The sequence below is a fragment of the Paenibacillus spongiae genome (assembly GCF_024734895.1).
Taxonomy (GTDB): Bacteria; Bacillota; Bacilli; order Paenibacillales; family Paenibacillaceae; genus Paenibacillus_Z; species Paenibacillus_Z spongiae.
The window spans coordinates 5,571,634-5,598,330 of record NZ_CP091430.1 but is presented as its reverse complement, the minus strand read 5'-3'; the positions used below and the strand labels follow the sequence as shown (position 1 = coordinate 5,598,330).

Annotated in this window: 20 protein-coding genes; 13 read left to right on the top strand and 7 right to left on the bottom strand. The window is 56.4% G+C overall.

Features of this window, described 5'->3' with window-relative positions; all coding sequences use genetic code 11:
- Window positions 1–54: 54 nt before the first annotated feature.
- The 5 genes from L1F29_RS25395 to L1F29_RS25375 all read left to right on the top strand — a co-directional run bounded on the left by L1F29_RS25395 (window position 55) and on the right by L1F29_RS25375 (window position 5,167).
- Window positions 55–282 (top strand): hypothetical protein, encoded by a 228-nt coding sequence (locus L1F29_RS25395; RefSeq protein WP_258384817.1) that lies wholly within the window; start codon window positions 55–57, stop codon window positions 280–282.
- Window positions 261–1,061 carry a 5-oxoprolinase subunit PxpB gene (gene pxpB, locus L1F29_RS25390; protein WP_258384816.1) on the top strand — a complete coding sequence of 267 codons (801 nt, stop codon included), beginning with the start codon at window positions 261–263 and terminating at the stop codon, window positions 1,059–1,061. Before L1F29_RS25395 ends, pxpB begins: the two co-directional genes overlap by 22 nt.
- Window positions 1,058–2,065, top strand: coding sequence for a 5-oxoprolinase subunit C family protein (locus L1F29_RS25385; RefSeq protein ID WP_258384815.1), 1,008 nt, complete (start codon window positions 1,058–1,060; stop codon window positions 2,063–2,065). Before pxpB ends, L1F29_RS25385 begins: the two co-directional genes overlap by 4 nt.
- Before the next feature lie 101 nt (window positions 2,066–2,166).
- The gene (locus L1F29_RS25380; protein WP_258384814.1) at window positions 2,167–2,964 is read left to right on the top strand and encodes a LamB/YcsF family protein; all 798 of its coding nucleotides are present in this window, start codon (window positions 2,167–2,169) and stop codon (window positions 2,962–2,964) included.
- 79 nt (window positions 2,965–3,043) lie between these two features.
- Window positions 3,044–5,167 carry a putative bifunctional diguanylate cyclase/phosphodiesterase gene (locus L1F29_RS25375; RefSeq protein WP_258384813.1) on the top strand — a complete coding sequence of 708 codons (2,124 nt, stop codon included), beginning with the start codon at window positions 3,044–3,046 and terminating at the stop codon, window positions 5,165–5,167.
- A 91-nt stretch (window positions 5,168–5,258) separates the two neighbouring features.
- Here the strand turns inward: L1F29_RS25375 and L1F29_RS25370 are convergent, their stop codons facing one another.
- The 4 genes from L1F29_RS25370 to L1F29_RS25355 all read right to left on the bottom strand — a co-directional run bounded on the left by L1F29_RS25370 (window position 5,259) and on the right by L1F29_RS25355 (window position 11,674).
- Window positions 5,259–6,089, bottom strand: a complete 831-nt coding sequence (locus L1F29_RS25370; protein ID WP_258384812.1) for a hypothetical protein — start codon at window positions 6,087–6,089, stop codon at window positions 5,259–5,261.
- Window positions 6,090–6,261: 172 nt separating this feature from the next.
- Window positions 6,262–8,112, bottom strand: a complete 1,851-nt coding sequence (locus L1F29_RS25365) for a hypothetical protein (protein WP_258384811.1) — start codon at window positions 8,110–8,112, stop codon at window positions 6,262–6,264.
- 226 nt (window positions 8,113–8,338) lie between these two features.
- On the bottom strand, window positions 8,339–9,376 hold the full coding sequence (locus tag L1F29_RS25360) for a ribonucleotide-diphosphate reductase subunit beta (RefSeq protein ID WP_258384810.1): 1,038 nt from the start codon (window positions 9,374–9,376) through the stop codon (window positions 8,339–8,341).
- A 72-nt stretch (window positions 9,377–9,448) separates the two neighbouring features.
- A complete protein-coding gene (locus L1F29_RS25355; RefSeq protein ID WP_258384809.1) occupies window positions 9,449–11,674 on the bottom strand; it encodes a ribonucleoside-diphosphate reductase subunit alpha in 2,226 nt (741 codons plus the stop codon).
- A 411-nt stretch (window positions 11,675–12,085) separates the two neighbouring features.
- On the opposite strand from L1F29_RS25355, the gene L1F29_RS25350 reads away from it, so the two are divergent.
- From L1F29_RS25350 to L1F29_RS25315, 8 genes are all read left to right on the top strand, one after another.
- Entirely contained in the window at window positions 12,086–13,720 is a 1,635-nt protein-coding gene (locus tag L1F29_RS25350; protein WP_258384808.1) for a copper resistance CopC/CopD family protein, read from the top strand.
- Between the two features lie 33 nt (window positions 13,721–13,753).
- Window positions 13,754–14,605, top strand: coding sequence for a sensor histidine kinase (locus L1F29_RS25345; RefSeq protein ID WP_258384807.1), 852 nt, complete (start codon window positions 13,754–13,756; stop codon window positions 14,603–14,605).
- A gap of 2 nt (window positions 14,606–14,607) precedes the next feature.
- Entirely contained in the window at window positions 14,608–15,342 is a 735-nt protein-coding gene (locus L1F29_RS25340) for a response regulator (protein WP_373876564.1), read from the top strand.
- A gap of 102 nt (window positions 15,343–15,444) precedes the next feature.
- A complete protein-coding gene (locus L1F29_RS25335; RefSeq protein WP_309252341.1) occupies window positions 15,445–16,089 on the top strand; it encodes a YcnI family copper-binding membrane protein in 645 nt (214 codons plus the stop codon).
- A 552-nt stretch (window positions 16,090–16,641) separates the two neighbouring features.
- The gene (gene pheS, locus L1F29_RS25330) at window positions 16,642–17,676 is read left to right on the top strand and encodes a phenylalanine--tRNA ligase subunit alpha (protein WP_258384805.1); all 1,035 of its coding nucleotides are present in this window, start codon (window positions 16,642–16,644) and stop codon (window positions 17,674–17,676) included.
- An 18-nt stretch (window positions 17,677–17,694) separates the two neighbouring features.
- Window positions 17,695–20,136, top strand: a complete 2,442-nt coding sequence (gene pheT, locus L1F29_RS25325) for a phenylalanine--tRNA ligase subunit beta (protein WP_258384804.1) — start codon at window positions 17,695–17,697, stop codon at window positions 20,134–20,136.
- A 284-nt stretch (window positions 20,137–20,420) separates the two neighbouring features.
- Window positions 20,421–23,900: a hypothetical protein gene (locus L1F29_RS25320; RefSeq protein ID WP_258384803.1), complete on the top strand. Its 3,480-nt coding sequence runs from the start codon at window positions 20,421–20,423 to the stop codon at window positions 23,898–23,900.
- A 91-nt stretch (window positions 23,901–23,991) separates the two neighbouring features.
- Entirely contained in the window at window positions 23,992–24,546 is a 555-nt protein-coding gene (locus L1F29_RS25315; protein WP_258384802.1) for a hypothetical protein, read from the top strand.
- An 80-nt stretch (window positions 24,547–24,626) separates the two neighbouring features.
- On the opposite strand, the gene L1F29_RS25310 is transcribed toward L1F29_RS25315, so the two are convergent.
- The 3 genes from L1F29_RS25310 to L1F29_RS25300 all read right to left on the bottom strand — a co-directional run bounded on the left by L1F29_RS25310 (window position 24,627) and on the right by L1F29_RS25300 (window position 26,553).
- On the bottom strand, window positions 24,627–25,304 hold the full coding sequence (locus L1F29_RS25310; RefSeq protein ID WP_258384801.1) for an SDR family NAD(P)-dependent oxidoreductase: 678 nt from the start codon (window positions 25,302–25,304) through the stop codon (window positions 24,627–24,629).
- A 259-nt stretch (window positions 25,305–25,563) separates the two neighbouring features.
- A complete protein-coding gene (locus L1F29_RS25305) occupies window positions 25,564–25,956 on the bottom strand; it encodes a cupredoxin domain-containing protein (protein ID WP_258384800.1) in 393 nt (130 codons plus the stop codon).
- Window positions 25,957–26,193: 237 nt separating this feature from the next.
- Entirely contained in the window at window positions 26,194–26,553 is a 360-nt protein-coding gene (locus tag L1F29_RS25300) for a phage holin family protein (protein WP_258384799.1), read from the bottom strand.
- Window positions 26,554–26,697 lie beyond the last annotated feature (144 nt).

Sequence of the window (26,697 nt, the reverse complement as noted above, 5' to 3'; positions counted from 1 at the left end):
TGGACAAAAACCGTTCATATGGTACAAACTAGGTAGTAATTAGACTTTCCTGTCATGGCGTTCCAATTCGTTCTTGCCTTATTAGATGAAGCGGAATTATCGGCACTTCTTATTTTACCACCTGACCGGGCGATTAGCGAAGGGGAATTACGGGCAGCGCAGGGGGAGGGAGGCCGCCGTACGGCAGCCGGAGTCCGGCTCTATGAAGGTGCCGGAGCCGCTGCTGCAGCCCGGCAGGAAGAGAATGGAGTGACTTGGGAATGCAGCCGCAAATTGCCATAGCGCCGCTGGGCGACAGGGCGCTGGTCGTCAGGCGCATCGGAGCGCCCGATTCTATGGACGCCCATGCAATGGCCGGCATGGCCGAACGGTTAAGAGCGGCTGAAGCGGCTTGGATAATCGATGTTGTGCCTGCAATCGATACGTTAACGGTCGTCTATGAGCCCCTTGCGGTCATGCGGCTTTCGGATAAGAGGACCCTTCCGGAAGATTCGGGCGCAGCAATTGCGCATGGCCATCGAACAAGGGGAGAACCGCCGGATACAGCGATCCGGTACGAAGTGATAACTCCATTTGCTGCGGCAGAAAGGGAAGTCCGGCAATTACTGGCAGCTGGCGCATACGATCTAGAACGGGCGCCCCGAATCGTAGAGATCCCCGTCCGTTACGGAGGCGTTGACGGTCCTGACCTGGCGGAAGCCGCCATGCGCAGCGGACTAAGCACGGAAGCGTTCATCGTGCTTCACGCTTCGGTTGAATATGAGGTGGCGATGATCGGATTTATGCCTGGCTTTCCATACTTGAAGGGGCTTCCTCCCCGGCTCGCCCAGCCTCGCCTTGCTTCGCCGAGGCGCCTCGTGCCTGCTGGTTCGGTGGGCATCGGGGGAGGCCAGACCGGTATCTATCCGCTGGAAACACCTGGAGGCTGGAGGCTGATCGGCCGAACGCAGGTGAAGCTGTTCGATCCGAATCGTGACGAGCCATCGCTGCTACGTGCCGGTGACAAGCTTCGCTTCGTGCAGACCGGCTCCGGCGATATGGGAGCGGGGGGAGGCGCATGATGACGCTCCGCGTAGAGAAACCCGGACTGCATACGACAGTCCAGGATTTAGGGCGGCCGGGATGGCGCAAGGACGGGCTTGCCGAAGGCGGCGCCATGGACCGTTATGCGCTGCGGACGGCGAATGTGCTGTTGGGCAATGATGAAGGCGCAGCCGGCCTGGAGCTGACGCTTGTCGGCCCGGTTCTTGTGGCCGGGACGGATATGGTGCTGGCGGTGTGCGGCGCTTATATGGCGCCTCAAGTCAACGGGGAAGAGCTGCCGATGTGGCGGCCCGTATGGGTATCCGCCGGCTCGCGAATCTCGTTCGGCGCGGCGTCGGATGGCTGCCGCGCCTATGTCGCGGTTGCCGGCGGCGGCATCGGGCTTAAGCCCGTGCTCGGCAGCCGCGGCACGGACACGCGTGCGGGCATCGGCGGCATCGCGGGCCGCGCGCTGCGCACGGCCGATGTGCTGCCGTGTGGCAGCTTCGAAGCGGCGCCGGCATGGCGCGCCGCAAGCTTGTGGAGCCGCCGCAATGGCTGGGCGGCTCCAGGCTGGTTCGCGCCGCCGGTCGCCTATGTCGGCGGCGCTGCGGACGGCATCGAGCTGCGCGCGATGCCGGGCGCCGAGTTCGGGCGGCTGCGCGAAGCGGCCCGAACGGCGCTCTTCCGGGAGCGGTTCCGCGTCGCTCCCGCATCGGACCGGATGGGGGTCCGCCTCGAAGGACCCCCGATGGAGCTCGCGGACGCCGCCGAGCTGCTGTCGCACGGCGTCGTCCCCGGCACGGTGCAAGTGCCGGCCGGCGGCGCGCCGATCGTGCTGGCCGCCGATTGTCAGACGACCGGCGGCTATCCGAAGGCCGCCCATGTCATAACGGCCGATCTGCCGCTGCTTGCGCAAGCGAAGCCCGGCGATGCGATCCGGTTTCGCGAAGTTTCGCTCGCGGAAGCGCAGCGGGCTTACTTCGCGGTGGAAGGGGCCGTCCGGAGGCTGAAGGCTTCGGTGCGGCTGCGCTTTACATGAACGGCTGCTGTTGCAATTAAAATACATAACGATTCAAGATAGCGGTACTCGTAATAGACGCGATAATAACATGCGGCTTGCGCCGGTACCTGAAGGGGGGGATGAAGCTGAACATGATGATAAGAGAAGGGGCTTCATTCCGGAACAGGGTAGATTTGAACTGCGATTTCGGAGAAGGCTACGGAAGCTATACGTTCGGACAGGACGAGGAGCTGCTCCGATACGTCACGTCGGTCAATATCGCCTGCGGCTTCCATGCGGGCGATCCCCGCACGATGCGCGAAGCGGTCGAGAGAGCGGCCGCTGCCGGAGCCGCGATCGGAGCCCACCCGGGGTTGCCCGACCGCCGGGGCTTCGGCCGCCGGGAGATGGCTGCCGATCCTGCCGAGGTGTATGAGGATACGCTCTACCAGATCGGCGCTCTCGGCGGATTCGTGCGCGCGGCAGGCGCGGAGCTGCGCCATATCAAACCTCATGGCGCGTTATACCATATGGCGGGCCGCAGCGAGGCTATAGCGGATGCGATCGTTCGCGCGGCGAAGGCATACGATCCGCAGCTTCGCATCTACGGCCAGAATGGCAGCCTGCTGCTCAAGGCTGCGGAGCTGCATGGGCTTAGAGCCGTGTCCGAGGTGTTCGCGGACCGCACCTATATGGCAGACGGCACGCTAACGCCGCGCAAGATGACAGGCGCCTTGATCGAGTCGCCCGAATCCGCGCTGGAACAGGCGCTGCGCATGGTAACGCAAGGCGCTGTGCGCACGCTGAATGGCGAGGTGACGACCGTGCAGGCCGATACGATTTGCCTGCATGGGGACGGACCTCACGCATCATCGTTTGCGGCGGCGATCCATCGCGGCTTGGCCGCGGCAGGCATTACGCTGCAGCGGCCCGAATGACAGGAATTGTTACGAGCTGCGATTCGCTCTACTTAAGGCAGCAGACCTTTATTGGCTTTCCTTCTGAAGGGGGGACATCATGTCACTGAACCGGGCGGACAAGAAGACACTATGGACCGCCATTATAATAATCATTAGTTTCATGCTCTTGCGAATTTTGCTGGATGGACGCTCCGTGATGATGAATAACGGACTGTACGTGCTGGTTCATTCCGGCATCGAGTACATGAGCGGCGCCGTTTGCTTCGCCGTGCTTGCGATAGCCTGTCTGTTCTACACGGAATCATTGACGGTACAGCGGCTATATACGGCCGTCATATTCATCGTTGTCGGTTTGTTCGATATGTTTCATGCGCTGACAACCGATGGGATGCCATTCTTCCGCATTGTCGGCGACACATCGCTGTCCTTGCTGTACGGGCTTACGGCCCAAGTGATCGCGGCATTCGGCTTGTTTATGATCTTCAGTACCGATGACCGTCCAATCCCGGCCAGCAGGCGGTTGCCCGCAAGCATCGCTGCGGTAGGTTTGGGCGGGCTCCTGGCAATCTCATATCTCTCATTATCCGGTTGGACCGCAGCACTCCCCGCTTTGAGCGGGAATGTGTGGCCTATATTCCGCGCTGCCGCCGAAACAACGGTGATTCTCACCTATTCGCTTACGATCGGGATCATGATATACCGGCACCGCAGCAGGCGTCCGCAGGCCCAGCTCATGATCATGCAGGCGATATTGCTATTCGTGTTTGCCAATATTCAGTTCATTCTGAGCGTCAATCCGGTTGATATGGATATGCTCCTCGGACATGTATATAAGCTGGCAGGCTATTATTATCTGATGAAAGGCATCTATTACTTAACGATTGAAGAGCCTTTCAAGAAGCAGCAGTCCATGGAAGCGAGGATGCGCAAACTGGCCGAACACGATGAGCTGACAGGCTTGTCTAACCGGCGACAATTGAACAGGAGCCTTCAGGCCGAGTTGGAACGTTCCGAAGCGGCGGGCAGCCGGTTTGCGGTTCTGCTGCTGGATATCGACCGGTTCAAGTCGATCAACGAGGCGCTTGGACATTCCTTCGGGGACGTTCTGCTGCGGACGGTTTCGGACCGGCTACGGCTGGCTGCGGCAAGACCGGATCATGTGTTCCGGCTGGGGGGCGACGAGTTTGCCGTGCTGATGCCTGACCTCGACCGGAATACGGCGGCCGATAAGATGGCGCAGCGGATTATGGGGATGATCGACAAGCCGATCATGCTGGGCGAAGCGGATTATCATATTACAATCAGCCTTGGCATTGCATTCTATCCGCAGGACGGGAATAGCGTGGACGTGCTTGTGAAAAATGCGGACACGGCGATGTATCACGCCAAGAAGAACCGCAACGAGTACCAGAGCTATAAGCCGGAGATGAATCATGAGGCATATGACCGGCTCCGTCTGGAGAGCGATTTGCGCCAAGGCTTGGAGCAGGAGCAGTTTACGCTCGCGTATCAGCCCCTGGTGAATTTATGCACGGGGAGCATCGTCGGGGTTGAAGCGCTTGTCCGTTGGCAGCACCCGCAGCGCGGCCTGCTTCCGCCGGGTGAATTCATCCCGTTAACGGAAGATAACGGCCTCATTCTGCCGCTCGGCGAATGGGTGCTCCGTGCCGCATGCCAGCAGAATAAAGCATGGCAGGATGCAGGTCTGCCGCCGATGATGATGTCGGTCAATCTGTCGATGCGGCAATTCCGCCAGCATAGACTTGCAGAACGGATCGAGAGCATCCTGGAGCAGACGGGAATGCCGCCCCAGTATTTGGAGCTGGAAATTACGGAGAGCATGACGAGCGACTCTGACATTGCCAGTGGAATATTGTCGGAATTGAAAGCAATCGGCGTACAAATCAGCATCGACGACTTCGGAACCGGGTATAGCTCACTGGGCAATCTGAAGAAGTTCCCCGTCGACAAGCTGAAGATCGACCGGTCGTTCGTGACCGATATGACGAAGGACGGAAGCGATGCGGCGATGATAACAACCATTACCTCGCTGGCCCGTCATCTGAATCTTAAAGTAACCGCCGAAGGCGTCGAGACGGACGAACAAATCCGTCTCCTGCGCGAGGGGAACTGCGAGGAAGCGCAGGGCTTCTATTTCTCCAAGCCGATCCCGGCCAATATGTTCGAAAGCTGGTACCGGCACCGCTCCCAAACCGCGTGAACGAAGGTGCAGGGAGAATGGCGTCGTTCTATCGGATGATCACAAAAAAGGACCGTCGCGTTGGAAACGCGGACGGTCTTCTTTGCGTATGTTATCGGCCCAGGCTGCTGCGGTTAACCTGAAGCTCGAGCTGAAGCGGCGCACCGGATTGCTCGGTCAGAACGGGAGTTGGAGGCTTAACGTCCATTTGGCCGGGGATATCGCTGTTGGTAATAATCTGTTCGTCCATCTGGACCGAATCGTTCCCGATGCGGCTATTCTGTGCTTCAATGACGGTATAGGTCAATCCGAAAGGCAGGAGTACAATCGTTGCCATAATAAGTCCGGCACGCTTCATGCGATGGATAGCCGATATGCCGTCATCGCGGTGAATGCGTCTGCGCTTCACGGTTTGACGGAATCCTAACAGAGCGATCACAGCCATGTAGAGGAGACCGAGGATGCTGAGTTCATTATAAACCTGGTGCTGCATCGGGTTCAGCATCTTGTACGTGTACATCATAGTGCCTACGGTCAGAGCCTGTACCGGCACGACTAGCCATGCACTGGCGGCAGCCCGGCGCTTAACCCGGCTTGCTTGCCGCAGCAGGCTTACCTCCTCTACGCGGGAAAGCTTGATCAATCTGGGAACTGTGAAACGCAAAACTGCCGCGTAAGGAAGCGCAATGAAGAGGGCGAACAGCAAGAGCTCGTTTCGGATCGATAGCCACCCGTTCGAGCTGCTGTAGATCATTAATAATAGTTCACATGCAGCCAGACTGCCGATCAATGCAATCAGGATGAGGTTCATTCTTGCCGTACTCCGCATCGATACGATCGTCTTCCGATAGGCGAGCGCCCCGGAACTATAACCGGCCTGCAGGGAGAAGAACAGGATGATGACCGCGAGCACTGTCTCCATTCCGATCAGCGCTTGAAACATAAGTAACGCCTCCGTTCCATTCAACTGTTCTCATTTTACCGAGAAATCGGGAATGGATAAATTGGCCGGAGTCCAGTTTTCATACACGACTAAAGTCGTGCATCGTTCTCAATCCTAAGAAGGGCGGGACAACGGATCATGCTTCCTGATTCACTCATCGTACCTTACACTGTCAGATGGCCGTTACACCATCATGAATGCCAGAACGATGAGGCTTTATATGGGATAGCTTGGATTCCTTCCTGACGCTCGGATTGTGCTTGCAAGCTTCATCGCCCCAATGGAGATAAATTTCCCAGTTGCCGTACTTGTTGAAGGCGCGATCGCGGGACATGCTTTCATCCGAGAGATTCGTGCGGGCTTTATCCAGCTGGTTCACCAGACTGTGAATAGCCCGTGCAAATTGTAAAGCCACCATGTGGCAGGAAAGGTCGGTTCGGACGAACGTGCTATGAAGCATGGCAAGCGGTCCGGTGAGCGCTCCTCTCAACAAGGAACGGGTTATCTCCGGAGCCGAAGCAGGAGCATCGCTGACACCGGATGAAACTTCCCGCATGACATGCATAATGTCACCGAAGATAATGGGCTGCTTCACGCAATCAGAGCCCTTGCGTTGCGTCCAGCCGCTCGTGGTGAATAAATAGCCGTCAAGCTGTTTGCCCAGCCATTCCAGCATTTCGTTATGCTCCAGGAGGTCTCCGACCTCGGCATGAGACAGGCGGCCGAACGTCTGGGTCGTCATTTGCGAAGACTGTTCTTCTTTATGCGAGTTGTAGGATAACGATCCGATGACCGCCTGATGAGACGCTGCTGAGCGGCCATGCATGAACAGGGAGCGAGAAGGGCTGGCGGCAAGCGCCTGCAAGGTCACCGAGCAGTCTGACAATTCGAGGGCGATCGACCGCCGGCCTTCGCGCAAGCCGCGGGACAGAATGGCGAGCTCATCCAGCTTCTCGTCGGCAAATGCGAATGATAAGCGTGCCAGATACGGCAGTTTATGCTCGTTTTTCACCGTAACGGGCACATGAATCAGGCTGCAGGAGGGCTGCAGGATAAGACGGTCCGCCGGAACCGACTGGAGAAGGCCTTGAAGGGCTGACCAAGCCGCAGAGAGGTCCGTCCGCCATACATTGCTTCCGTCAACGATGCCGGCGCCGAGCAATTTGTCCTTTGGAAAACCAAGCTCTGAGATTGCTTTCCTGTGTGCGCCGCCGTCATGAACGAAATCGAGACCGATCCCGTCGACCGGAAGCCGGAATAGGCGGGCAAGCAGAGGGACGGCCCCGAAATATGTCTGCAGCATCAGCTTGATACCCGCCGAATGACTTCTTAATGATTCGTATACCTCCTGCAGCAGCTTGCAGTCTTCGGGATGACTTGTCTGAGAGAGCGAAGGCTCGTCAAATTGAACCCATTCGATTCCGGCTGCTGATAATTGGGCGAGCAGCTCGATGTACACCGGTATAAACGAGCGAAGCACGGGTTCGAATTGACTGGAAGGATAGCCCTTGACAAGCTTGGCGAATGAATAAGGGCCGATAATAACAGGTCTTAGCTTCGAACGAATGGCAGCAGGCGCTTCCTGGATCAGCTCAAGCCAGTGGTTGCGGTTTAATCGAGGGGGGAAGCCCTCGCTCCATTCGGGGACGACATAATGGTAGTTCGTATGGAACCAAGGAGCCGATTCGCAAGCTGTGATTCCATCCGTACCCCGCGCCATCGCATAATAAAGCTGCAGCTCGTCATCCTGAAGCGGGGCGTACCGCTCCGGTACAAGTCCAAACGCGACGGAGTGGTCCAATACATGGTCGTATAATGAGAAATCCCCGACCGGTATGATTCCTACACCGGCCGCGGCCTGTTTATCAATATGCTGCAAACGGATCGCTTTCATCGTCCGATGCAGCTCTGCTTGGCTGATGTGGCCGGCCCAGAACCGCTCCAAAGCTTCTTTCCACTGGCAGTGCTCGCCGATTCGCGGATAACCGAGGTTAGCGACCACGCCAATATTTCCAACGGACATAGCTCTAATTCCTCCCCATACTGTTGCATGCCTTCGTTTTCACAGGACTGCGTAACCGTTATAAAAATGATATTTATAAATATACATTAATGTGAATAAAAATACAATGGGGAGAACGGAAAAGAAGCTTGAAAAACAAGCCGGACATCGATCCGATGAAAAAAGGCTGCCCCACGCCATCTAAGATGACTTGTGGGGCAGCCCGCTTTATGCTGAATATGTCAAGTTACAGATCGCCCCAGTTAAGATTGGATGCTTTGCTGTAATTGGTTACTTTCTGTTCGAAGAAATCCGTCTTCATGCCATTCATGTTGCTGAAGCTCTCCACCCATTTCATTGGATGCTCGACGACCTCCGGATAGAGGATTTCCAGGTTGAGCTTGCGGAGACGTTCATTCGATAGATACTTGATATATTGGTCGATGATGTCGTTCGTAATGCCGGCGATCTGGTTGTTGGTGATATATTGACCCCATTCGATCTCATGCTCGACGGCGGTCTTCATCATCTGGCGAAGCTCTTCAATCAGTACAGGTGTGAACAGTTCCGGATTTTCTTTGCGGATTTCACGGAAGATTCCTTGGAACAGCGCGAGATGCGTCAGCTCGTCGCGTTGGATGTACTTGATTTCAGACACGGTTCCAAGCATCTTGCCTTGACGTCCAAGCGCATAGAAGAAGCTGAAGCCGCTGTAGAAATAGATGCCTTCCAGGATGAAATTCGCCATAATCGTCTTGATCAGGTTCTGGGAAGAAGGATTGGCGATGAAGTTTTCATACAAGTCGGTAATGAACCGATTGCGCTTCAACAGGTTCTTGTCTTCGCGCCATAGGTTGTATATTTGGTCGCGGACCTCGGCCGAGCAGACGCTGTCGAGAATATAGGAATACGATTGGCTGTGTACCGCTTCTTGGAACGTATGGACAGTTAGAACGAGATTAATCTCTGGTGCCGTAATATACTCGTTGATGTTCGGCAGGTTGGCCGTTTGCAAGGAGTCCAGAAAAATCAGGAAGCTGAGTATTTTGTCGTAACTGTTGCGCTCGGAGATCGTAAGATTACGGTAGTCCTTGGCATCCTGGGCCAGCGGAATTTCTTCCGGGATCCAGAAGTTGTTCATCATGTTCCGGTACATCTTGGTGGCCCAGTCGTACTTGACGTTATTGAGCTCGATCAGGTTGGTGGTATTGCCCCCGATCATGCGGCGTTTGCCCCAGTCGCGGTCGCCGTCCTCATTAAACAGTTTTTTCTTATGCAGTTCCATTGTTGTTGCCTCCTTGGTTACTTGGTAAAGCGGGTGCCGCTTGTTCCGCCGTTACAAGAAGACTGCAGCTCATTATGAGCTGCAGCTTACGCAATCTTCAACTTCCAGGCTCTTATTGCGGCAGTAGTACACCGTCTTCAAGCCGTTTTCCCAAGCGGACATATAGAGATCCAGAAACTCCTTGGCCGTATATTCAGGCGTAATGTATAGATTGAAGGATTGCGCTTGATCGATATGGCGCTGACGGCGGCCAGCGGCTCTAATGCTCCAATTCTGGTCGATATGATGAGCTTCCTTGTAATACCAGAAGGTCTGTTCGTTCAGGCCGGGAGCTGTTTGCGGAATAACAGCGTTCTTCTTCTCTTCGACGAAGAACTTGCTGAAGATCGGATCGGTACCTGCCGTGGAGCCGGCGATCAGCGAAGTCGAGGCGGTCGGCGCGATAGCGAACATCCAAGCGTTGCGGACGCCATGCTCGGCAACGTCGCTTCTCAGCTGCTGCCACATCGGGCTGTTATACCCGCGGCGGTCAAAATACTCGCCTGTTTGCCATTCGCTGCCTTCAAACACGCGGTAGCTGCCTTTCTCCTTGGCAATTTCCATGGAGGCTTTCACCGCGCAGTAGTTGATCCACTCGTACAGCTCGTCCGCTTTGTCCAGATGGTCCTCGGACTCCCACGCGATTTGGTTCATCGCGAGCCATTGGTGATAGCCGCTCGTTCCGAGGCCGACGGCGCGGTACTTCTGGTTCGTGATTTCCGCTTGCGGAATCGGGTAATGGTTCAGGTCAATCACGTTGTCCATCATGCGCATCTGGCAGGCGACCACTTCCTGAATGTCTTCTTTCGTCCGCGTGCGGCCCAGATTGAGGGACGACAGGTTGCAGACGACATAGTCGCCGCTCTTGATTTTCGTCGTAATGATTCCGTCTTCGTGCGTTGTCGATACGTACTCGGTCGGGCTCATGTTCTGGCAAATTTCGGTGCACAGGTTGGAGCAGTATACGATGCCTTTATGCTTGTTCGGGTTCGCGCGGTTAACCGTATCGCGGTAGAAGACGAACGGCGTGCCCGTCTCGAACGAGCTTGTCAGAATACGCTTCATAATTTCGATCGCCGGAACCTCTTCACGGGACAGTGTCGGATGATTGACGCATTCTTCATAGCGGCGTTCCCATTCTTCGCCCCATGAGTCTTCGATCGCCCAGCCCATCATGGAACGGACTTCATGAGGATCGAACAGATACCAGGATTCGCGTTCTTGAACCTTCTTCATGAACAAATCCGGTATGCACACACCCGGGAAAATGTCATGCGCCTTCATCCGGTCGTCGCCGTTATTGGTCTTCAGGTTGAGGAAGTCAAGGATATCCTTGTGCCAAACGTCCAGGTAGACGGCAACGGCGCCGGAACGCACGCCCAGCTGGTCTACGGCAACGGCGGTATTATTGTAATTCTTGATCCATGGCACGACGCCGCCGGCAACGCCCTTGTATCCGCGAATATTGGAGCCGCGGCTGCGTACCTTGCCGACATAGATGCCCATTCCGCCGCCGAATTTGGACACTTGGGCGAAGCTGGAATCGACGTGGTAGATGCCCCACAGATTGTCGGGCACGGTATCGATGAAGCAGCTCGACAGCTGATGGAACGGCTTGCGTGCGTTGGCGAGCGTAGGCGTGGCGACCGTCATCTGCAGGCGGCTCAGCACGTCGTAGAACTTGCGGGCCCAACCGAGCTTGTCGTCTTCATTCATCGCCAGATGCATGGCGACGCCCATGAACAGCTCCTGCGGAAGCTCCAGCACTTCGCCGTTAAAGCCTTTAATGAGGTACCGGTCTGCCAATGTCTTCAGTCCGATGTAGTTGAACAAGTAGTCGCGTTCCGGAACGATATAGTTGCCCAGTTCGCGGATTTCTTCACGGGAGTAGTGTTCTAATATGTATTTGCCGTAGAAGCCTTTCTCGGTCAAGTACGTGATTAGAGAATAGAAATCGCCGTAACCGAAGTAGCCGTATTTGCGGTTGATTGCGGATTCTTTATATAGATCGTATACAAGAAGTTTAGCGGCCACATACTGCCAGTTCGGCTGCTCGATGCTTGTCTTCTCAACGGCCACTTGGATGAGCGTGCGTTGGATTTCCTTGGTTGTAATGTTGTTGCGGAAATATGGTAGAAGGGCTGTTTCCAGCTCAAGGGGATCGCAGTCGTCGTAACCGACGCACGAGAAATCGATAACTTTTTTTAGCTTTGAAAAGATGAGTTCTTCTTTCTGACCGTTGCGCTTAATAATATCCACGAGCGTGAGTCACTCCTTGTCGAAGGGCGTCAGTTCTATGCCCTAAATACACAATATGTTGATAACGTAAACCAAAGTTACACCAATATGTAGTGTAAGTCAAGAAAGAACATTCGACAAAACCGGTGCCCGAAGCGGCGTAAATCGGGTGTGAAAAGAGTATGAAAACTTGCTGCGACGGGAATTTACAACTAGATTACTATACTACTTTTACCGTCTCAGGGACAGTGGAAAATAGTTTCCGATTTGAAAAAAATAATCGATCGCTCCGCACGCAAAGAGACAGAAAGCGTTCAAGAAAGCAGGAAATTTTCGCTTGCCCGATGTGGTAAACTAATGCTCAGTTAGGTAATTGAGAAAGGACGTGTAATTCGATTGACCACAATATTTCCATTCCGAAGCAGGATCACGATGACGATGAGAACCGGTGCTCCTATACTAATTTTATTCGTTATGCTAGCGGCGCTGTTTCTTTCCCCGGGATATGCGTTTGCGCATGCGGAGCTGGAGCGGTCCGTACCTGAACCGAACGCGCGGCTGAGCGAAGGGCCGGCGGCAGTCGAGATTTACTTCAACGAGCCGATCGAGTCGAAGGTCGGGGCGCTGGATGTGCTGGACAACAATTCGAAGGCCGTCACCGGCGAAGCCCCGGCTGCCGGAGCGGACCGTAAATCACTCAAGCTGCCGCTGCCGAAGCTGGATGAAGGGGTATACACCGTTTCCTACAGCATCGTATCAAGTGACGGACATCCGATAAGCGGCTCCTACGTATTCATCGTCGGCAATCCGCCGGAGGCCGTAGACGCCTCCTCGTTCGATCTCCATAAGCAGTTTGGCCATGAGAGCCATGGCACCGACTCCGGATCGTTCAGTTGGAAGACCTTGATCCTCTACATTGTGAGGTTCCTCTATTACAGCGCATTGCTGCTCGCCGCAGGTGTGATGCTCTGGTCGCTGCTGTACAAGGGCGGCGCCGATGCGATGAACGCCGTTCGCAAGAAGTGGGAGCTTCAGATTATGCGGTTCCTGCTCTTGGCCGCATTGGTCTATGTGTTCATACATGCATCGGAGATGATGCTGGGCTATCCGGCAAGCGATTATGCGAAGCTGTTCGGCGAGACGTCGGTCGGGCGCGGGTGGATCGCCCTCATCGTCCTGGCTGTCGCGGGTTTTCCGATCCTAAAGCTCGGGCGGGTCGTGCGCATGATATGGGCCGCCGCTCTGCTTGGGGTGGAGAGTTGGAGCGGACATGCGGTCGTGTTCGAGCCGAAAGCCGTTACGGTCCTCTTAGATTTCGTCCACCTGGCCTCTTCTGCCGTATGGGTAGGGGGCTTGGCGCTGCTGCTCGCCTTGTGGTCCGCCGACCGCAAAGAGGCGGGAAGGTTCGCGTCTGCTTTCTCCAGGGCCGCGCTGGTTTCGATTGTGCTGCTCATCCTGACAGGTGTCGTGATGACGCTGACGTTCATGCCTTCGCTGCGCTATTTGTTCTACACGAGCTGGGGTTCCATGCTGCTGGCGAAGACCGGCGCCGTGCTGCTCGTGCTGGTCGTCGGCGCATTGCTCCGCCGCCGCGTGCGGCGAGGCGATCTGCCGAGTATGACGCTGATGCGCTTGGATCTCGGGTTGATGGCCATTATACTTGCCGTCGTGGGCATCTTTACGTACATCAGTCCGCTGCCGGGCAATACGCCGGTCGTTTATCATAAAATGGGCGAGGAGATGCATCTGACGCTGCGCATATCGCCGAACAATCCCGGGGCGGATAACAAGTTTACCGTTAAGGTATGGCTGCCTGAGCAGACCGGTGCTCCGAAGAACGTCGTGCTTCGCCTGAAATCGCAGGACCGGAAGGAGCTTGGGGCAATCGACGTTCCGCTTCAGCCGTATGAAGACGATGAGATTTCGAGCTTCGAAGGGTTTGTCAGAGCCGATTACAAGGCGGAGGGTCCCTTCATTCCGTTCGCCGGCAAGTGGAACGCTGAAATCCGCGTCATGGATCAGGAAGACAACGAGAAGGTGGAGTCGTACGAATTCCGTACGTATTAAGATTTTATGCTGCTTGGGCGGGAGTGGATATCGGTGCCGTATAATCGGATCAAATGGCTTATTCTATCGATTCCGACGATTACAATTGCACTTTGGGAATATGTCAGGCATGCGTTCTTGCTGCCCTATATCTCGATGGATCTCGGAAATCTATTGGCGCCGGTCATTGTGCTCTTGGTCACCGTCACGTTCGTCCGCATGCTGATGAGAAGGCTCGAACAAGTGCATGAGTCGCTCCAGCAGGAACGGGCGTTGAAGGCGGGACTCATGGAGCGGGAGCAGCTGGCAAGAGAGCTGCATGACGGCATATCGCAATCGTTGTTTCTGTTGTCCGTCAAGCTCGACCGGCTGGAACAGGAGACGGCCGGAGGGCAGGCTGCTAAGACGGTATCCCAATTAAGGAGCACGGTTCGGCACGTCTATGAGGATGTGCGCCAATCGATCGCCAGTCTGCGCAAGGAGCCCGCTGTGGCTGACGTTCAATGGATGCAGGCGGTGAAGCAGATGGCGGACGATCTTGCGCTGATCGGGCTCCAGGTTGAAGTGGACTGGCGCCTCCCTGATGCCGCTCTTACCAACAAGGAGAAGGTCGAGCTGCTCGCGATTATACGGGAGGCGATGTTCAATGTTCAGAAGCACGCCAGGGCCAGCCGGTTGAAGGTCCGCGCCGCAGAAGCGGAAGATGGCGGATTCCGCTGCACGGTGACCGACAACGGAACCGGTACCGAACAAGCGGAGCTTGAAGCGATGGGACGGTATGGCGTCCGTATGATGATGGACCGGGCGGCTGTTATGGGCTGGCGGCTGGTTATCGCGCCTGCTTCCGGCGAAGACGGCATGAATGGACTGATGGTCGAGGTTGCGAAGGAGGGGAAACGGAAATGAGCATGGACCAACCGGTGCGCGTGCTGCTGGCTGACGATCATCCGCATGGACGTGAAGGCATGCGCGAAATATTGAGTCAAGACCCTTCCTTTCAAATCGTCGGCGAAGCGGTGCATGGGGAACAGGCCGTGTCGCTGGCAGCGGAGCTGGGGCCGGATCTTGTGCTTATGGACATTAATATGCCGGTCATGAACGGCATGGAGGCCACCCAGCTGATCAAGTCGATCGATCCCCGGATCAAAATCGTCATGGTCACCGTGTCCGATGATATCGTGGATTTATTCGAGTCGGTCAAACGCGGAGCACAGGGCTATCTGCTCAAGAATCTGTCCCCCTCCTCATGGCTGGAATATTTGCGCGGCGTTGCGATGGACGAGGCGCCGATGTCCAAAGAGCTGGCGTTCCGGCTGCTGCAGGAATTCAGCAGCGGCAGGAGCGGCAATAACTCGAAGGTCGACGAGGGAAGCAAGAATCCATCGCCTTCAACGAAGCGGCTGCGTGCTTCCAGCGTGGCGGAAACGGCCAGGCAGGGGACGACGCCGCTGACTCAGCGCGAGCAGGAGATCTTGGAGCGGGTCGCAAACGGCGATTCCAACCGGCAAATCGCGGAGACGTTCGGCTTATCCGAGCATACGGTGAAAAACCATCTGAAAAATATTTTACAGAAGCTTCATCTCGACAATCGCGTACAGCTCACGCGCTACGCCCTGGAGAAAGGGCTATACGGCGGCAGCTGACCGACAATTTTTCTTCACATCCATAGCCCTTTCGAGTCATGTCCTCCGGTATTCGCAAGAGATATAATTTATTCTCGAAGTGAAGAACGGGGAGGCATATGTATGAAATCGATGAAAAGATGGTCCATCATCAGCATGGCAATGCTGTCGGTGCTGTTATTTGCAAGTGTGGCCAGCGCACATGTGACGGTAATGCCGAAACAAGCCGCGCAAGGCAGCTATGAAGTGTTCACGGTACGTGTACCCAGCGAGAAGGAAAACGCGACAACGAAGAGCATCAAGGTAACGGTTGCGGAAGGAGCTGCGGTGACCCGCGTCGAGCCGAAGGCCGGCTGGACGTACGAGCTGGAGAAAGGCGCTGACGGCGCGATCAAGTCCGTCACGTGGACGGCGGAGGGCGAAGGGCTTGCCCAGACGGAATTCACCGAATTCCGGATGTCCGGCAAAGTGGCGGACGATGCGAAGGATTTGGTATGGAAAGCTTATCAGACGTACAGCGATAGCGAAGTTGTGGAATGGGTCGGCGCGGACGATAATGCGAAATATCCGGCTTCCATTACAACCGTTACCGCCGGAACCGGCGAAAGCGACGGTCACGGCGCGCCGGCCGCTGCCGGCGATACCGCCAAGTCTGAAGATAACGCCGAGGGAGAAGACGGCTCGTCGATGATTCAGCTTGTGCTCTCGATTGCCGCGCTTGTCGTTTCTGCCGCCGCATTGATCGCAGCGCTCACACGGCGGAAATAAGGTATAGACGGAAAATATGCGGGAAAGAACGCCGCTTGCGGAAGCTTCATGCTTTGCGGGCGGCTTTCCTTTGCCCCAAAGACGGCGTGAGCCGTATTTTCATTATATTGATGCAGGCGGGCGGGCATTTTTCCGGTATTTGGGATCTATTGGCCTGTAATCAGCGATTATTGGCGTTTTTTTATCGAATCTTGTAGGGAACGCTTGCGTATGATATGGCATTATATATATAATTAGCTTATATGTAACGCGATGAGGGAGAAAAGTACGCAGTGCTTTCGTACAGGGATGAGACGCCGCAGATTGAGAGCGTCTTGACGAAACCAGGCTGCCGAAGTTCGCTCCTGAGCAGGCTCTTGAACTCGTAACGGCACGTCCGGGACGACTGTAGGGAGACCCGGTTACCGGCCGATATCCGGAAGCTGAAGGAATTGCATGGTAGGCACCCGTAAGCGGGAGCCGGCGATGCAGTTCGAATTAGGGTGGTACCACGGTCCTTTCGTCCCTTGCGGGGAGAAGGGCTTTTTTATTTTGTTATCGGAGGCGAAGGGAATGAAAGAGCGATTAGAGGCTTTGCGGATCGAGGCGCTGCAGGAGCTGCAGCAGGTTACGGATCCGCAGCAATTGAACGATCTGCGCGTCAAATACCTCGGTAAAAAAGGTGCTTTGACTGAAATATCGCGCGGTATGGGAGGATTAAGCGCAGAGGAGCGTCCGGTCATCGGACAGGTGGTCAATGAGGTCCGCGGAGCGATCGAGGATGTTATTGCGTCCAAGCAGGCAGCTTTCCAGCAAGCCGAAACGGAAGGCCGTCTCCGCGCGGAGACGATCGACGTTACGCTGCCGGGCAAGAAGCTGGCGGCCGGCGCCGTACATCCGCTTAATAAGGTCGTCCAGGAAATCGAAGATGTTTTTATCGGACTCGGGTACACCGTGGCGGAAGGCCCGGAAGTGGAGACCGACTATTATAACTTCGAAGCGTTGAATCTGCCCAAGGATCATCCGGCACGGGATATGCAGGATTCCTTCTATGTGACGGACGAGTTGTTGATGCGCACGCAGACATCCCCCGTCCAAGTCCGGACGATGAAAGCGATGAACGGCAAGACGCCTGTCAAAGTGATCTGTCCCGGCAAGGTATACCGGCGCGACGATGACGACGCGACGCATTCGTTCCAATTCAATCAGATCGAAGGCCTTGTCGTCGGTCCGAACATTCGGATGAGCGATTTGAAGGGGACGCTGCTGCAGTTCGTGCAGTTGATGTTCGGCCAGCAAGCGCAAATTCGCCTTCGCCCAAGCTTCTTCCCGTTCACGGAACCAAGCGCAGAGGTCGATGTTACCTGCTCCCAATGCGGCGGGCACGGCTGCCGGATGTGCAAGCAGACCGGCTGGCTGGAAATTCTGGGATGCGGCATGGTGCATCCGCGCGTTCTGGAGATGGGCGGTTACGATCCGGCTGAGGTGAGCGGCTTCGCGTTCGGCATGGGCGTCGAGCGGATCGCGTTGTTGAAATACGGCATTGACGACATCCGTCATTTTTATACGAACGATCTGCGCTTCCTGAGCCAGTTTGTCCGAATGTAAATAGGGGAGGCGAATACGATGAATGTATCCTATAAATGGTTAAGCGAATATATCGATTTGAACGGCTATGCGGGCGAAGAGCTCGCGGAGCTGATGACTAGCGGCGGGATTGAAATCGACGTCGTGGAATCCCGCAATAAGGGCGTAACCGGCGTCGTTGTCGGCCATGTATTGACGCGCGAGAAGCATCCGGATGCCGACAAGCTGTCTGTCTGTACGGTTGATGTCGGCCAGGCCGAACCGCTGCAGATCGTCTGCGGCGCGAAGAATGTAGCGGCAGGACAGCTTGTTCCGGTTGCCACTGTAGGGGCGAAGCTGCCGGGCGACTTTGCGATCAAGCGCGCGAAGCTGCGCGGTGTCGAATCCCAGGGCATGATCTGCTCGGCGAAGGAGCTGGGCCTGAACGACAAGCTGCTGCCGAAGGAGCAGCAGGAGGGCATTCTGGTGCTGCCGGAGGGGACGGAGATCGGCCGTTCGATTCTCGATGTGCTCGCCCTTGACGACGAGGTGCTTGAGCTCGATCTGACCCCGAACCGTTCAGATTGTCTGAGCATGCTGGGCGTGGCCTATGAAGTAGCGGCTTTGACGGGGCGTCAGGTGAAGCTTCCGGATAACCGCGTTAACGATGCGGCCGAGGCTGCCGGCGACCATGTGAAGGTCGTTATCGAAGCGAAGGAGCAGTGCTCCCGGTATTCGGCCCGTTACATTAAAGGCGTCCAAGTCGGACCGGCCCCGCTCTGGATGCAGAATCGGCTGATCGCCGCCGGCATACGTCCAATCAACAATGTTGTGGACATTACGAACTTCGTCATGCTGGAATACGGCCAACCGCTCCATGCCTTTGACGCGGACAAGGTTAGCGGCGGCAATATCGTCGTCCGCCTGGCAAGAGAAGGCGAGACGATTGTCACGCTCGACGATCAGGAGCGCAAGCTGGAGCCGCATAACTTGCTGATCACGGACGGCGAGAGGCCGCTTGCTCTTGCGGGCGTCATGGGGGGAGCGGATTCGGAGGTAACGGACTCGACCGTTAATATTTTGCTGGAGTCGGCCCGCTTCGAAGGAAGCACGGTACGCAAGACTTCCCGCCAGCTCGGCCTGCGTTCGGAATCCAGCACTCGCTTCGAGAAAGGCGTCGATCCTGCGCGCGTTCTTCCGGCGCTCGATCGGGCAGCCTCGCTGATGGCCGAGTATGCAAGCGGACTGGTGCTCGACGGCGTCGTGGAGGCGATCGCTTCCGCTCAGACCGAATCGGTCGTCGAGGTCTCTCTGGACAAAATCAACCGCTATCTCGGAACATCGCTATCGCGCTTGGAAGTCGAGACGATTCTGGGGCGTTTGCAATTCCCTTACGAGCTTTCGGCGAATGGGGTATTCATCGTCAATGTGCCGACGCGCCGCGGAGATATTGCCATCGATGTCGATTTGATCGAGGAAGTGGCAAGGCTGTACGGCTATGACAACATTCCGACGACGCCGATCGAAGGAGAAACGACGCCGGGAGCGCTGACGAAGCCGCAAGCGATCCGCCGCGAGCTTCGCAAGCGGTTGACGGACGCCGGGCTTCATGAAGTCATCTGCTATTCGTTCACCCATCCGGACAGGACGAAGCTGTTCCCGGCTATTACGAACGGAGCTCTGCATGTACGTCTTGCGCTGCCGATGAGCGAGGACCGCAGCGTGCTGCGCACCAGTCTGCTTCCGCAGCTGATCGAAACGGCCACGTACAATCATAATAGAAAGAATAACGACGTCAGCATCTTTGAAATCGGCACCGTATTCCACACGGAAGAACCGGAGCTGACCCGTCTGCCGACAGAGAAGCACCATCTCGCGGTATTGCTTACGGGCAGCAAGACGTCTGCCCAGTGGAACCGTAAAGCGGACCCGGTTGATTTCTACGATGCCAAAGGCGTGATGGAGACGATCGCGGACATACTGGGTCTGAGCGGACATATTTCCTATGAAGCGGCTCAACCGGAGCATATGCATCCGGGCCGGACGGCCGCCGTGGTATTGGATACGGAGAGAGGGCAGGAAACGATCGGTTATCTCGGTCAGCTGCATCCGCAAGTACAGCTGGATCATGACCTGGCCGACACGTACGTGATCGAGATCGATCTCGCTCCGCTGTACGATCAAGCCAATTTCGATATCGTCTATCGGACGCTTCCCCGTTACCCGGCGATGCAGCGCGACATTGCGGTCGTGCTTGGATCCGAGGTCGAAGCGGGCAAGCTGACGGACTCCGTACGCAAGACAGCCGGCGAACTGCTGGAATCGGTAAACGTGTTCGACGTATTCACGGGCGAGAAGCTTGGAGCAGGCAGGAAGAGCGTTGCGCTATCGCTCACTTACCGCCATTCCGAGCGTACGCTGACTGACGAAGAGGTTTCGGAACTGCATAGCCGTGTTGTTACAGAGTTGGAACAATCTTTTGCCGCAGAATTGCGCAAATAGGCAGGAGATGGCCGGAGCCGTATCGAATTAGTTCATTGCGAACCGATATCGATGCGGCTTCTTCATGTAGCCCGCTATTAATGCGCCAAACATTACGAGATAACGGGCGAATAGCGCTGAAATTAATGAGAATATGCTCATCGACTTGCATGGCCTTATTCGGATCGGTTATGCTGCGTTAAAGTAAAAAATGGGCGTAATCGGCGAATACCCGAGAACGTACCCGGTTTTCTAACATATGAAATGAATGGATAAGGACTAATTGGCGAGGAGGAGCTGCCTGTATGGATAATGCCGGACGGACACGCGTTACCGTTGATATATTTGGAAATCAATTTCGATTGTCAGGCCACTCGAATCCCGAGTACATAAAGCGGGTAGCCGCCGTGGTCGATGAAAATATGCATAAACTGGCAAAAGGATATCCCCGCTTGGATATACCGAAGCTTGCGATGCTGGCGGCCGTGCAGATGGCGGAGGATGTATTCAGGCTAAGCCGTGAGAACGAGCGGATGCACGAGACGGAAGCGCGTGCGGAAGGACTGGCTGCAGATCTTGAACGCGCCGAGCAATCGGTTGCTTCGCTGCAGAACGAGCTGGAATCTCAGCTGGCCGATGCCGTGGCGGAGCTTGATCGTCAGCGCGAAGCTTCCGAAGTGAAGCTGGCAGGATTGCAGGAGCAGAAGGACGGGGAGCTCTCCCGTCTAAAAGAGCTTCAGCAGAACGAGGTAGAGCGGCTGCAGGCCGAGCGCCAAACCGAGGTAGAGAAGCTGCAGGAAGAGCTTCGGTCGGAAGTCGAACGGCTTGAATTGGAACGCATGACCGAGGTAGAACAGCTGGAAGCCGAGCGTCAATCGCAGGTAGAGCGACTGACAGCCGAACGCCAGGCCGAGGTGGAACGGCTTCAAGCCGAGCGCAAGTCGGAGGCGGAGCGGCTGCAAGCTAAGCTGAAGTCTGAAGTAGAGCGCTTGGAAGCCGAGCGCGAATCGCAGGCAGAACGACTGACAGCCGAACATTTAACCGAGTTGGAACGGCTGCAGGCTGAGCTTCAGTCGGAAGTCGAGCGGCTTGAAATTGAACGCATGACCGAAGTTGAAAAGCTGGAAGCCGATCGTCAATCGGAGGTAGAACGGCTGACAGCGGAGCGTCGGGCTGAAGTGGAGCGCCTGCAGGCCGAACATCAGTCGGAGGCGGAGCGGCTGCAAGCTAAGCTGAAGTCTGAAGTAGAGCGCTTGGAGGCCGATCGTCAATCCGAGGTGGAGCGGCTGCAAGCCGAGCATCAGTCCCTGGTAGAACGGCTGCAGGCCGAGCTGCAAACTGAAGTCGAACGATTGACAGCCGAGCGTCAATCGGAGGTCGAACGGCTGGAAACTCAGCGCAAGACTGAAGTGGAGCAGTTGCAGACCAAGCTTCGGTCGGAAGTCGAGCGGCTGGAAGCTGAGCGTCAAGAGCAGGTGGAACGGCTCCAAGCCGACCGCCGGAACGAGGTAGAACGCCTGCAAGCCGAGCTTGAGAACGCGCAAATCGAACAGCTCATGGAGCTGGAGCGTCTGGAGGCAGAGCTGAAGCGGGAACGCGAGGCGTCGGAAGAGGCATTAGCGCATGTTCGCGCGGCATTGATGGCGGAGCTGGAGCAGCTTCGCGAATCCAGTCAAGCCGAGCTTCAGCGCGTGAACGAGGAACTGGAGCAGACGGTCATCCTCTATAATGACGAGGCTGCAGCCGCCGCAGAGAAGCTGGAGCATGTCCGCGAGGAGGCGCGTGCGCAGCTTGAACGGGCGCGGGAATCCGCACGTCTGGGGCTAGAGGGCGAACGGGAGGCCGCCCGGGCGCAATTGGAGCGTGAACGCGAGCTGGCGGCCGCTGAGCTGGCTAAGCTGCGCGAAGGTCTGGAAGCGGAGCGTGAACGCGTCCTTAAGGAACGGGAAGCCGAGCATGTACGCACGCTCGAGGAGATGCAGTTCGAGCTGCAGCTGGAGCGCGAGGTGCATACGGAATCGGCCGCTGCCGCGATTGAAGAGCTGGTGCGGCTGCGAACCGATTCGGAGGCACAGCTGGAGCAGGCGCAGAAGGCGGCGCGCGAGGGGCTGGAAAGCGAACGCCAAGCGGCGAAGGCACAGCTGGAGCAGGCGCAGAAGACAGCGCGCGAGGGGCTGGAACGCGAGCGCCAAGCGGCGAAGGCACAGCTGGAGCAGGCGCAGAAGGCAGCGCGCGAGGAGCTGGAAAGCGAGCGCCAAGCGGCGAAGGCACAGCTGGAGCAGGCGCAGAAGGCAGCGCGCGAGGAGCTGGAAAGCGAACGCGAGGCGGCCGGTGCGGAGCTGAAGCGGGTCCGTGCGGAACTGGAAGGCGAGCGAGAAACGGTAACCACCGAGCTCGACAGCGTACGTACGGAGCTTGCGGGCGAACGCGAAGCGGCCAGCCTGGAGCTGAGCAGCCTCCGCAGAGAGCTGGAGTCAGAGCGGGCGACCGCCAGCATGCAGCTGGAACGGCTGCGCACGGAATTGAAGGGTGAACGCGAAGCGGCCAGAGCCGATTTGGAACAAGCGGGCATTGAAATAAACAAGCTTCGCGAAGAACATGCCGATGAGCTGAAGCTCGTTCAAGCTGAAGCGCAGGAACAGCTGGAGCAAGCGAACAAGGACGCGCTGAATGAGCAAGCGCGTCTGCGCGAAGAACATGCGCAAGCAGGCTCCGAGGCATCGAAGGCATTGGAGCAAGCGATAGCGGCAGCCAAGCGTAAGCTGGAAGATGAGCGGGAATTGGCGGATGCCGAGCTTGCGCAGGTTAGAGCCGAGCATGTCCAACAGCTGGACCAGGCGAATGAAGCGGCGCGCAATGAGCTGGCGAAGGAACGCGAAGCAGCTGCTCGTATGCTGGCCCAGGAACAGTCGGCCGCTCAGGCCATGCTGGAGCAAGCCTTGCTGGAGAGCGAAGAGCAGGCTGACAAGCTCAAAGGTCAATTCGATAAGGAGCGGCAGTCGCTGGAGCAAGCGAAGCGAGAAGCTGCGGATGAGATTGAACGAGTGCACCGCGGGGAGCTTGAACGTCTGGCAGCCGAGTGGCAGGATGAGCGCAACGGTTTGTCCGCGCAGCTGGATCAGGCGCAGCGTGCGCAGGAAGCCGCAGCAGCAGCTATGTCTAAACGGCAGGAGGAAGCCGACAAGCAGGCGGTTGAATCCGTTGCGAGAGAAGAAGAATTGCGTGCGAGCGCCAAGCGGCTCGAGCAGGTGCTGGCCGAGAGAGAAGAAGCGGTTGCGGAGCTTCAGCGCCAGTTAGCAGAGTTGAAAGTGAAGGAAAATAGACGCAGCCAAGCGCTGCAGCAGCAGGAAAAACAATTGATGAAGCAGCGCGATCAGCTGACCGCCTCGCAGCGTCATAACGATGATGTAGAAAAGCAGGTTAGGCAGCTTACCGAGGTGCGCGACCGGCTGAAATCGGAGCTTGAGCAGCATGCTGCCCGTGAGCGGGAGCTGCGCCGCAAGCTGGACCAAGCAGACCAGCGGGTCGCGGAAGAAAACGGACGCCATGAATCTTCCCTCGCGGAAGGAAGGAAGCGGGTCGAGGAGCTGGAACATCGCGTGGCACTGGCTACCGAGCAGAGCGAGGCGATATTGGCCGAGGCGCGGCGCAGAGCACTCGAGCTTGAAGGTGAAGCTGCGGAAGCCGCCCGGTCGAATGAGAGGGTGCTGAGCGAAGCGAACGCGAAGGTGTCCCGCCTCGAGAAGGAAGCCGCAGAGGCGGCGAGAACGAGGAAGCGGCGCTGAGCGAAGCGAACGCCAAGGTGTCCCGCCTCGAGAAGGAAGCGGCAGAGGCGGCGAGGACGAGGAAGCGGCGCTGAGCGAAGCGAACGCCAAGGTGTCCCGCCTCGAGAAGGAAGCCGCAGAGGCGGCGAAGACGAGAGAAGCGGCGCTGAGCGAAGCGAACGCCAAGGTGTCCCGCCTCGAGAAGGAAGCGGCAGAGGCGGCGAGGACGAGGGAAGCGGCGCTGAGCGAAGCGAACGCCAAGGTGTCCCGCCTCGAGAAGGAAGCGGCAGAGGCGGCGAGGACGAGGGAAGCGGCGCTGAGCGAAGCAAGCGCCAAGGTGTCCCGCCTCGAGAAGGAAGCCGCGGCGGCACGCAGCGAATTCGAGACTGCACTGCAGGAAGCGGCGGTTTCGACGGAAGCGGAGAGCGAGCTGCGGGAGCAGCTCCTTATTACGGAGCAGGAGGCGGACCGGACGAGCGCCCGGGTTCAGCAGCTCACCTTGCGGCTGACGGAGTTGGAGTCGCTGCTGGTGGATTCCGACCGTGACGGCAATAAGCTGCGGCAAGCCCATGAGCGGCTGCAAATCGATCATTCCAAGCTGCAGATCGAGTATTCGAAGCTGCAAACGGAATACAACGAATGGATCGAGCTCATCGAGGAAAGCTAGCATATGCTATGAAAGAGACGCACCGCTCATTTATCGGGATATTACCCGGCAAGTGAGCGGTGCGTCGTTTTGCATATTTGCTAATAAGTTACGATCGTCCCGGTAATGCCGCCTTGAGGCAGCGTCGCCAGCCTGATAATACCCGGGTTAACGAGTGCCGGATCTTTGCCTGTTCGGTGCATCTCGCTGCGGAGGGTGCCGGGATTATACAGATTGGCCAGGATGTTATGGGATTCCTCTTCATCCGCCAGCGTCCGCGTAAACGATTCCAGCCCCGCTTTGGATGCGCTATAGGCCGCATAACCGCCAGCGCCGTTAAAGGCTAAACCCGACGTAATGTTCACGATGCGCCCGTAACGGGCTTGCCGCATGATCGGCAGGACGGCCCGCGTCATAAGAAACGGTCCGGTTAAGTTGATTGCCAGCTGCCGCTCCCATTCTTCGACCGTCAGCTCTCCGACCCGGCCCGGTTCAAATATGGCGGCATTATTAATGAGAACGTCGATCCGACGGAATTTCTCGATTGCCGCTGCGATGGACCGGTTAACCTGCTGCTCATCGGAAACATCCGTCTGGAGGGCGAATACGCTGCCTGGATGCTCCTCCGCGATGAGAGCTGCTGTCTCATCGAGCTTCGACTTGCGCCTTCCAAGAAGAACGACAGCTGCCCCCTTGCGTGCGATCTCAATCGCGGTGGCTCTCCCAAGACCCGTGCCTGCACCGCTGATTACCGCCACGCGTCCATTCATCGCACTCATTTGCGAACAGCTCCTTAAATTGAAAATGGGATGCATCCATCTTAACAAGGTGCCGAGTTCGGGGGAAGAAGGGCGGCCATAAAGGTTTTTTATGCCATTTATAAGGATTCCGCAATTAATCGGTCAGAATCGGGTAATCTCCCCGATCATTATGATAATTTATCGACTCTATCAATAATTCATATAGGAATTATAAAAACCGCTTTCTCCCAATCTAATGGGCAGAAAGCGGTTTTTATGGCCGTCTTGCTTCTATTTATTATTCAACGACAAGCTTGGCGACCATCTTGCTGTGGCCGGTTCCGCACTGGATGTTGCAGCGGAATTCATACTCGCCCGCTTCATCGATCGTAATGACCTTGGAGTCTCCATTACCCAGCTTTACATCCAGATCGGAAATTGCAATACCGTGGATTCCGCTCTCGGATTCAAGCGTCAGCTTGACAGGCTCGCCTTTCTTGATGACGTATTCGGATTTGTCGAATTCCCAGTTGGATGCCTTGATGACGACCTCTTGCGAAGCCGAACCGGTTGTTTCTACGCCAGCATCCTGCTCCGGCGACTTATCGCTATTCTTGTTGTTTGAACCGCAAGCTGCGACAACCATAACGAGCGCAGCGAGCATACAAATGAACAATGCTTTTTTCATCATAAATAATACCCTCCGATTTCCGATATCGAATAATTTTTTTGTACAACTGTTTTGTACATCTATAGTATAGCGTTAATCGGATAAAATGTAGTGTGTAACGATACGGCTCCTTTGAACATTTGATGAACAAACTGCCGATAATTGGCAGCAACAGCGAAAAACCGAGTTTCGACGGCAGGGCGGAACCTCCCGGGAAACTCGGTCTTCTGTGTGGCTTGTGCGCAATCGTCCACGCGGCTAGTCTCGGCTTTCCTGCTTTCGCCCGGCGTCATACGGCGTCGGTATAAACAAATCGACAATCCCGATCACCAGCGCCGCCAGAATCGCTCCAAGCCAAGTGACGGATACGCCGCCGACAATAAACTGTGCAATCCAGATGACGGCGGCGCTTGCGAGGAAGCCGACGATGCCTCTACCGAACGGGGTTACCCGTTTGCCGAAGATGCCCTCGATAATCCAGCCAAGAGCCGCAATTACCAAGGCCAAGAATAGTGCGCTCCAGAAGCCGCCTACGCTGAATTGGGGCACGATAAAACCGACGACCATCAGGACGATCGCGGAAACGATGAAGCGGACAATATGTCCCAGAAACTGCATTCGGAACCCTCCTATGCGTATTTGTAAAGTTTCGGGTGCAACAATTAGTGTTTCCGCTATTTCGAAAGACATGCATGGCAGCTTACGTCATGGCATACGTTGTCAGCTTCGGCTATAATAAGGAACGAGAGGGGTTGTGCTCAA

Coding starts and splice junctions, on each gene's coding strand:
- L1F29_RS25395 (WP_258384817.1), top strand. CDS start 55: ATGGCGTTCCAATTCGTTCTTGCCTTATTAGATGAAGCGGAATTATCG.
- pxpB (WP_258384816.1), top strand. CDS start 261: ATGCAGCCGCAAATTGCCATAGCGCCGCTGGGCGACAGGGCGCTGGTC.
- L1F29_RS25385 (WP_258384815.1), top strand. CDS start 1,058: ATGATGACGCTCCGCGTAGAGAAACCCGGACTGCATACGACAGTCCAG.
- L1F29_RS25380 (WP_258384814.1), top strand. CDS start 2,167: ATGAAGCTGAACATGATGATAAGAGAAGGGGCTTCATTCCGGAACAGG.
- L1F29_RS25375 (WP_258384813.1), top strand. CDS start 3,044: ATGTCACTGAACCGGGCGGACAAGAAGACACTATGGACCGCCATTATA.
- L1F29_RS25370 (WP_258384812.1), bottom strand. CDS start 6,089: ATGTTTCAAGCGCTGATCGGAATGGAGACAGTGCTCGCGGTCATCATC.
- L1F29_RS25365 (WP_258384811.1), bottom strand. CDS start 8,112: ATGTCCGTTGGAAATATTGGCGTGGTCGCTAACCTCGGTTATCCGCGA.
- L1F29_RS25360 (WP_258384810.1), bottom strand. CDS start 9,376: ATGGAACTGCATAAGAAAAAACTGTTTAATGAGGACGGCGACCGCGAC.
- L1F29_RS25350 (WP_258384808.1), top strand. CDS start 12,086: ATGACGATGAGAACCGGTGCTCCTATACTAATTTTATTCGTTATGCTA.
- L1F29_RS25340 (WP_373876564.1), top strand. CDS start 14,608: ATGGACCAACCGGTGCGCGTGCTGCTGGCTGACGATCATCCGCATGGA.
- L1F29_RS25335 (WP_309252341.1), top strand. CDS start 15,445: ATGAAATCGATGAAAAGATGGTCCATCATCAGCATGGCAATGCTGTCG.
- pheS (WP_258384805.1), top strand. CDS start 16,642: ATGAAAGAGCGATTAGAGGCTTTGCGGATCGAGGCGCTGCAGGAGCTG.
- pheT (WP_258384804.1), top strand. CDS start 17,695: ATGAATGTATCCTATAAATGGTTAAGCGAATATATCGATTTGAACGGC.
- L1F29_RS25320 (WP_258384803.1), top strand. CDS start 20,421: ATGGATAATGCCGGACGGACACGCGTTACCGTTGATATATTTGGAAAT.
- L1F29_RS25310 (WP_258384801.1), bottom strand. CDS start 25,304: ATGAGTGCGATGAATGGACGCGTGGCGGTAATCAGCGGTGCAGGCACG.
- L1F29_RS25305 (WP_258384800.1), bottom strand. CDS start 25,956: ATGATGAAAAAAGCATTGTTCATTTGTATGCTCGCTGCGCTCGTTATG.
- L1F29_RS25300 (WP_258384799.1), bottom strand. CDS start 26,553: ATGCAGTTTCTGGGACATATTGTCCGCTTCATCGTTTCCGCGATCGTC.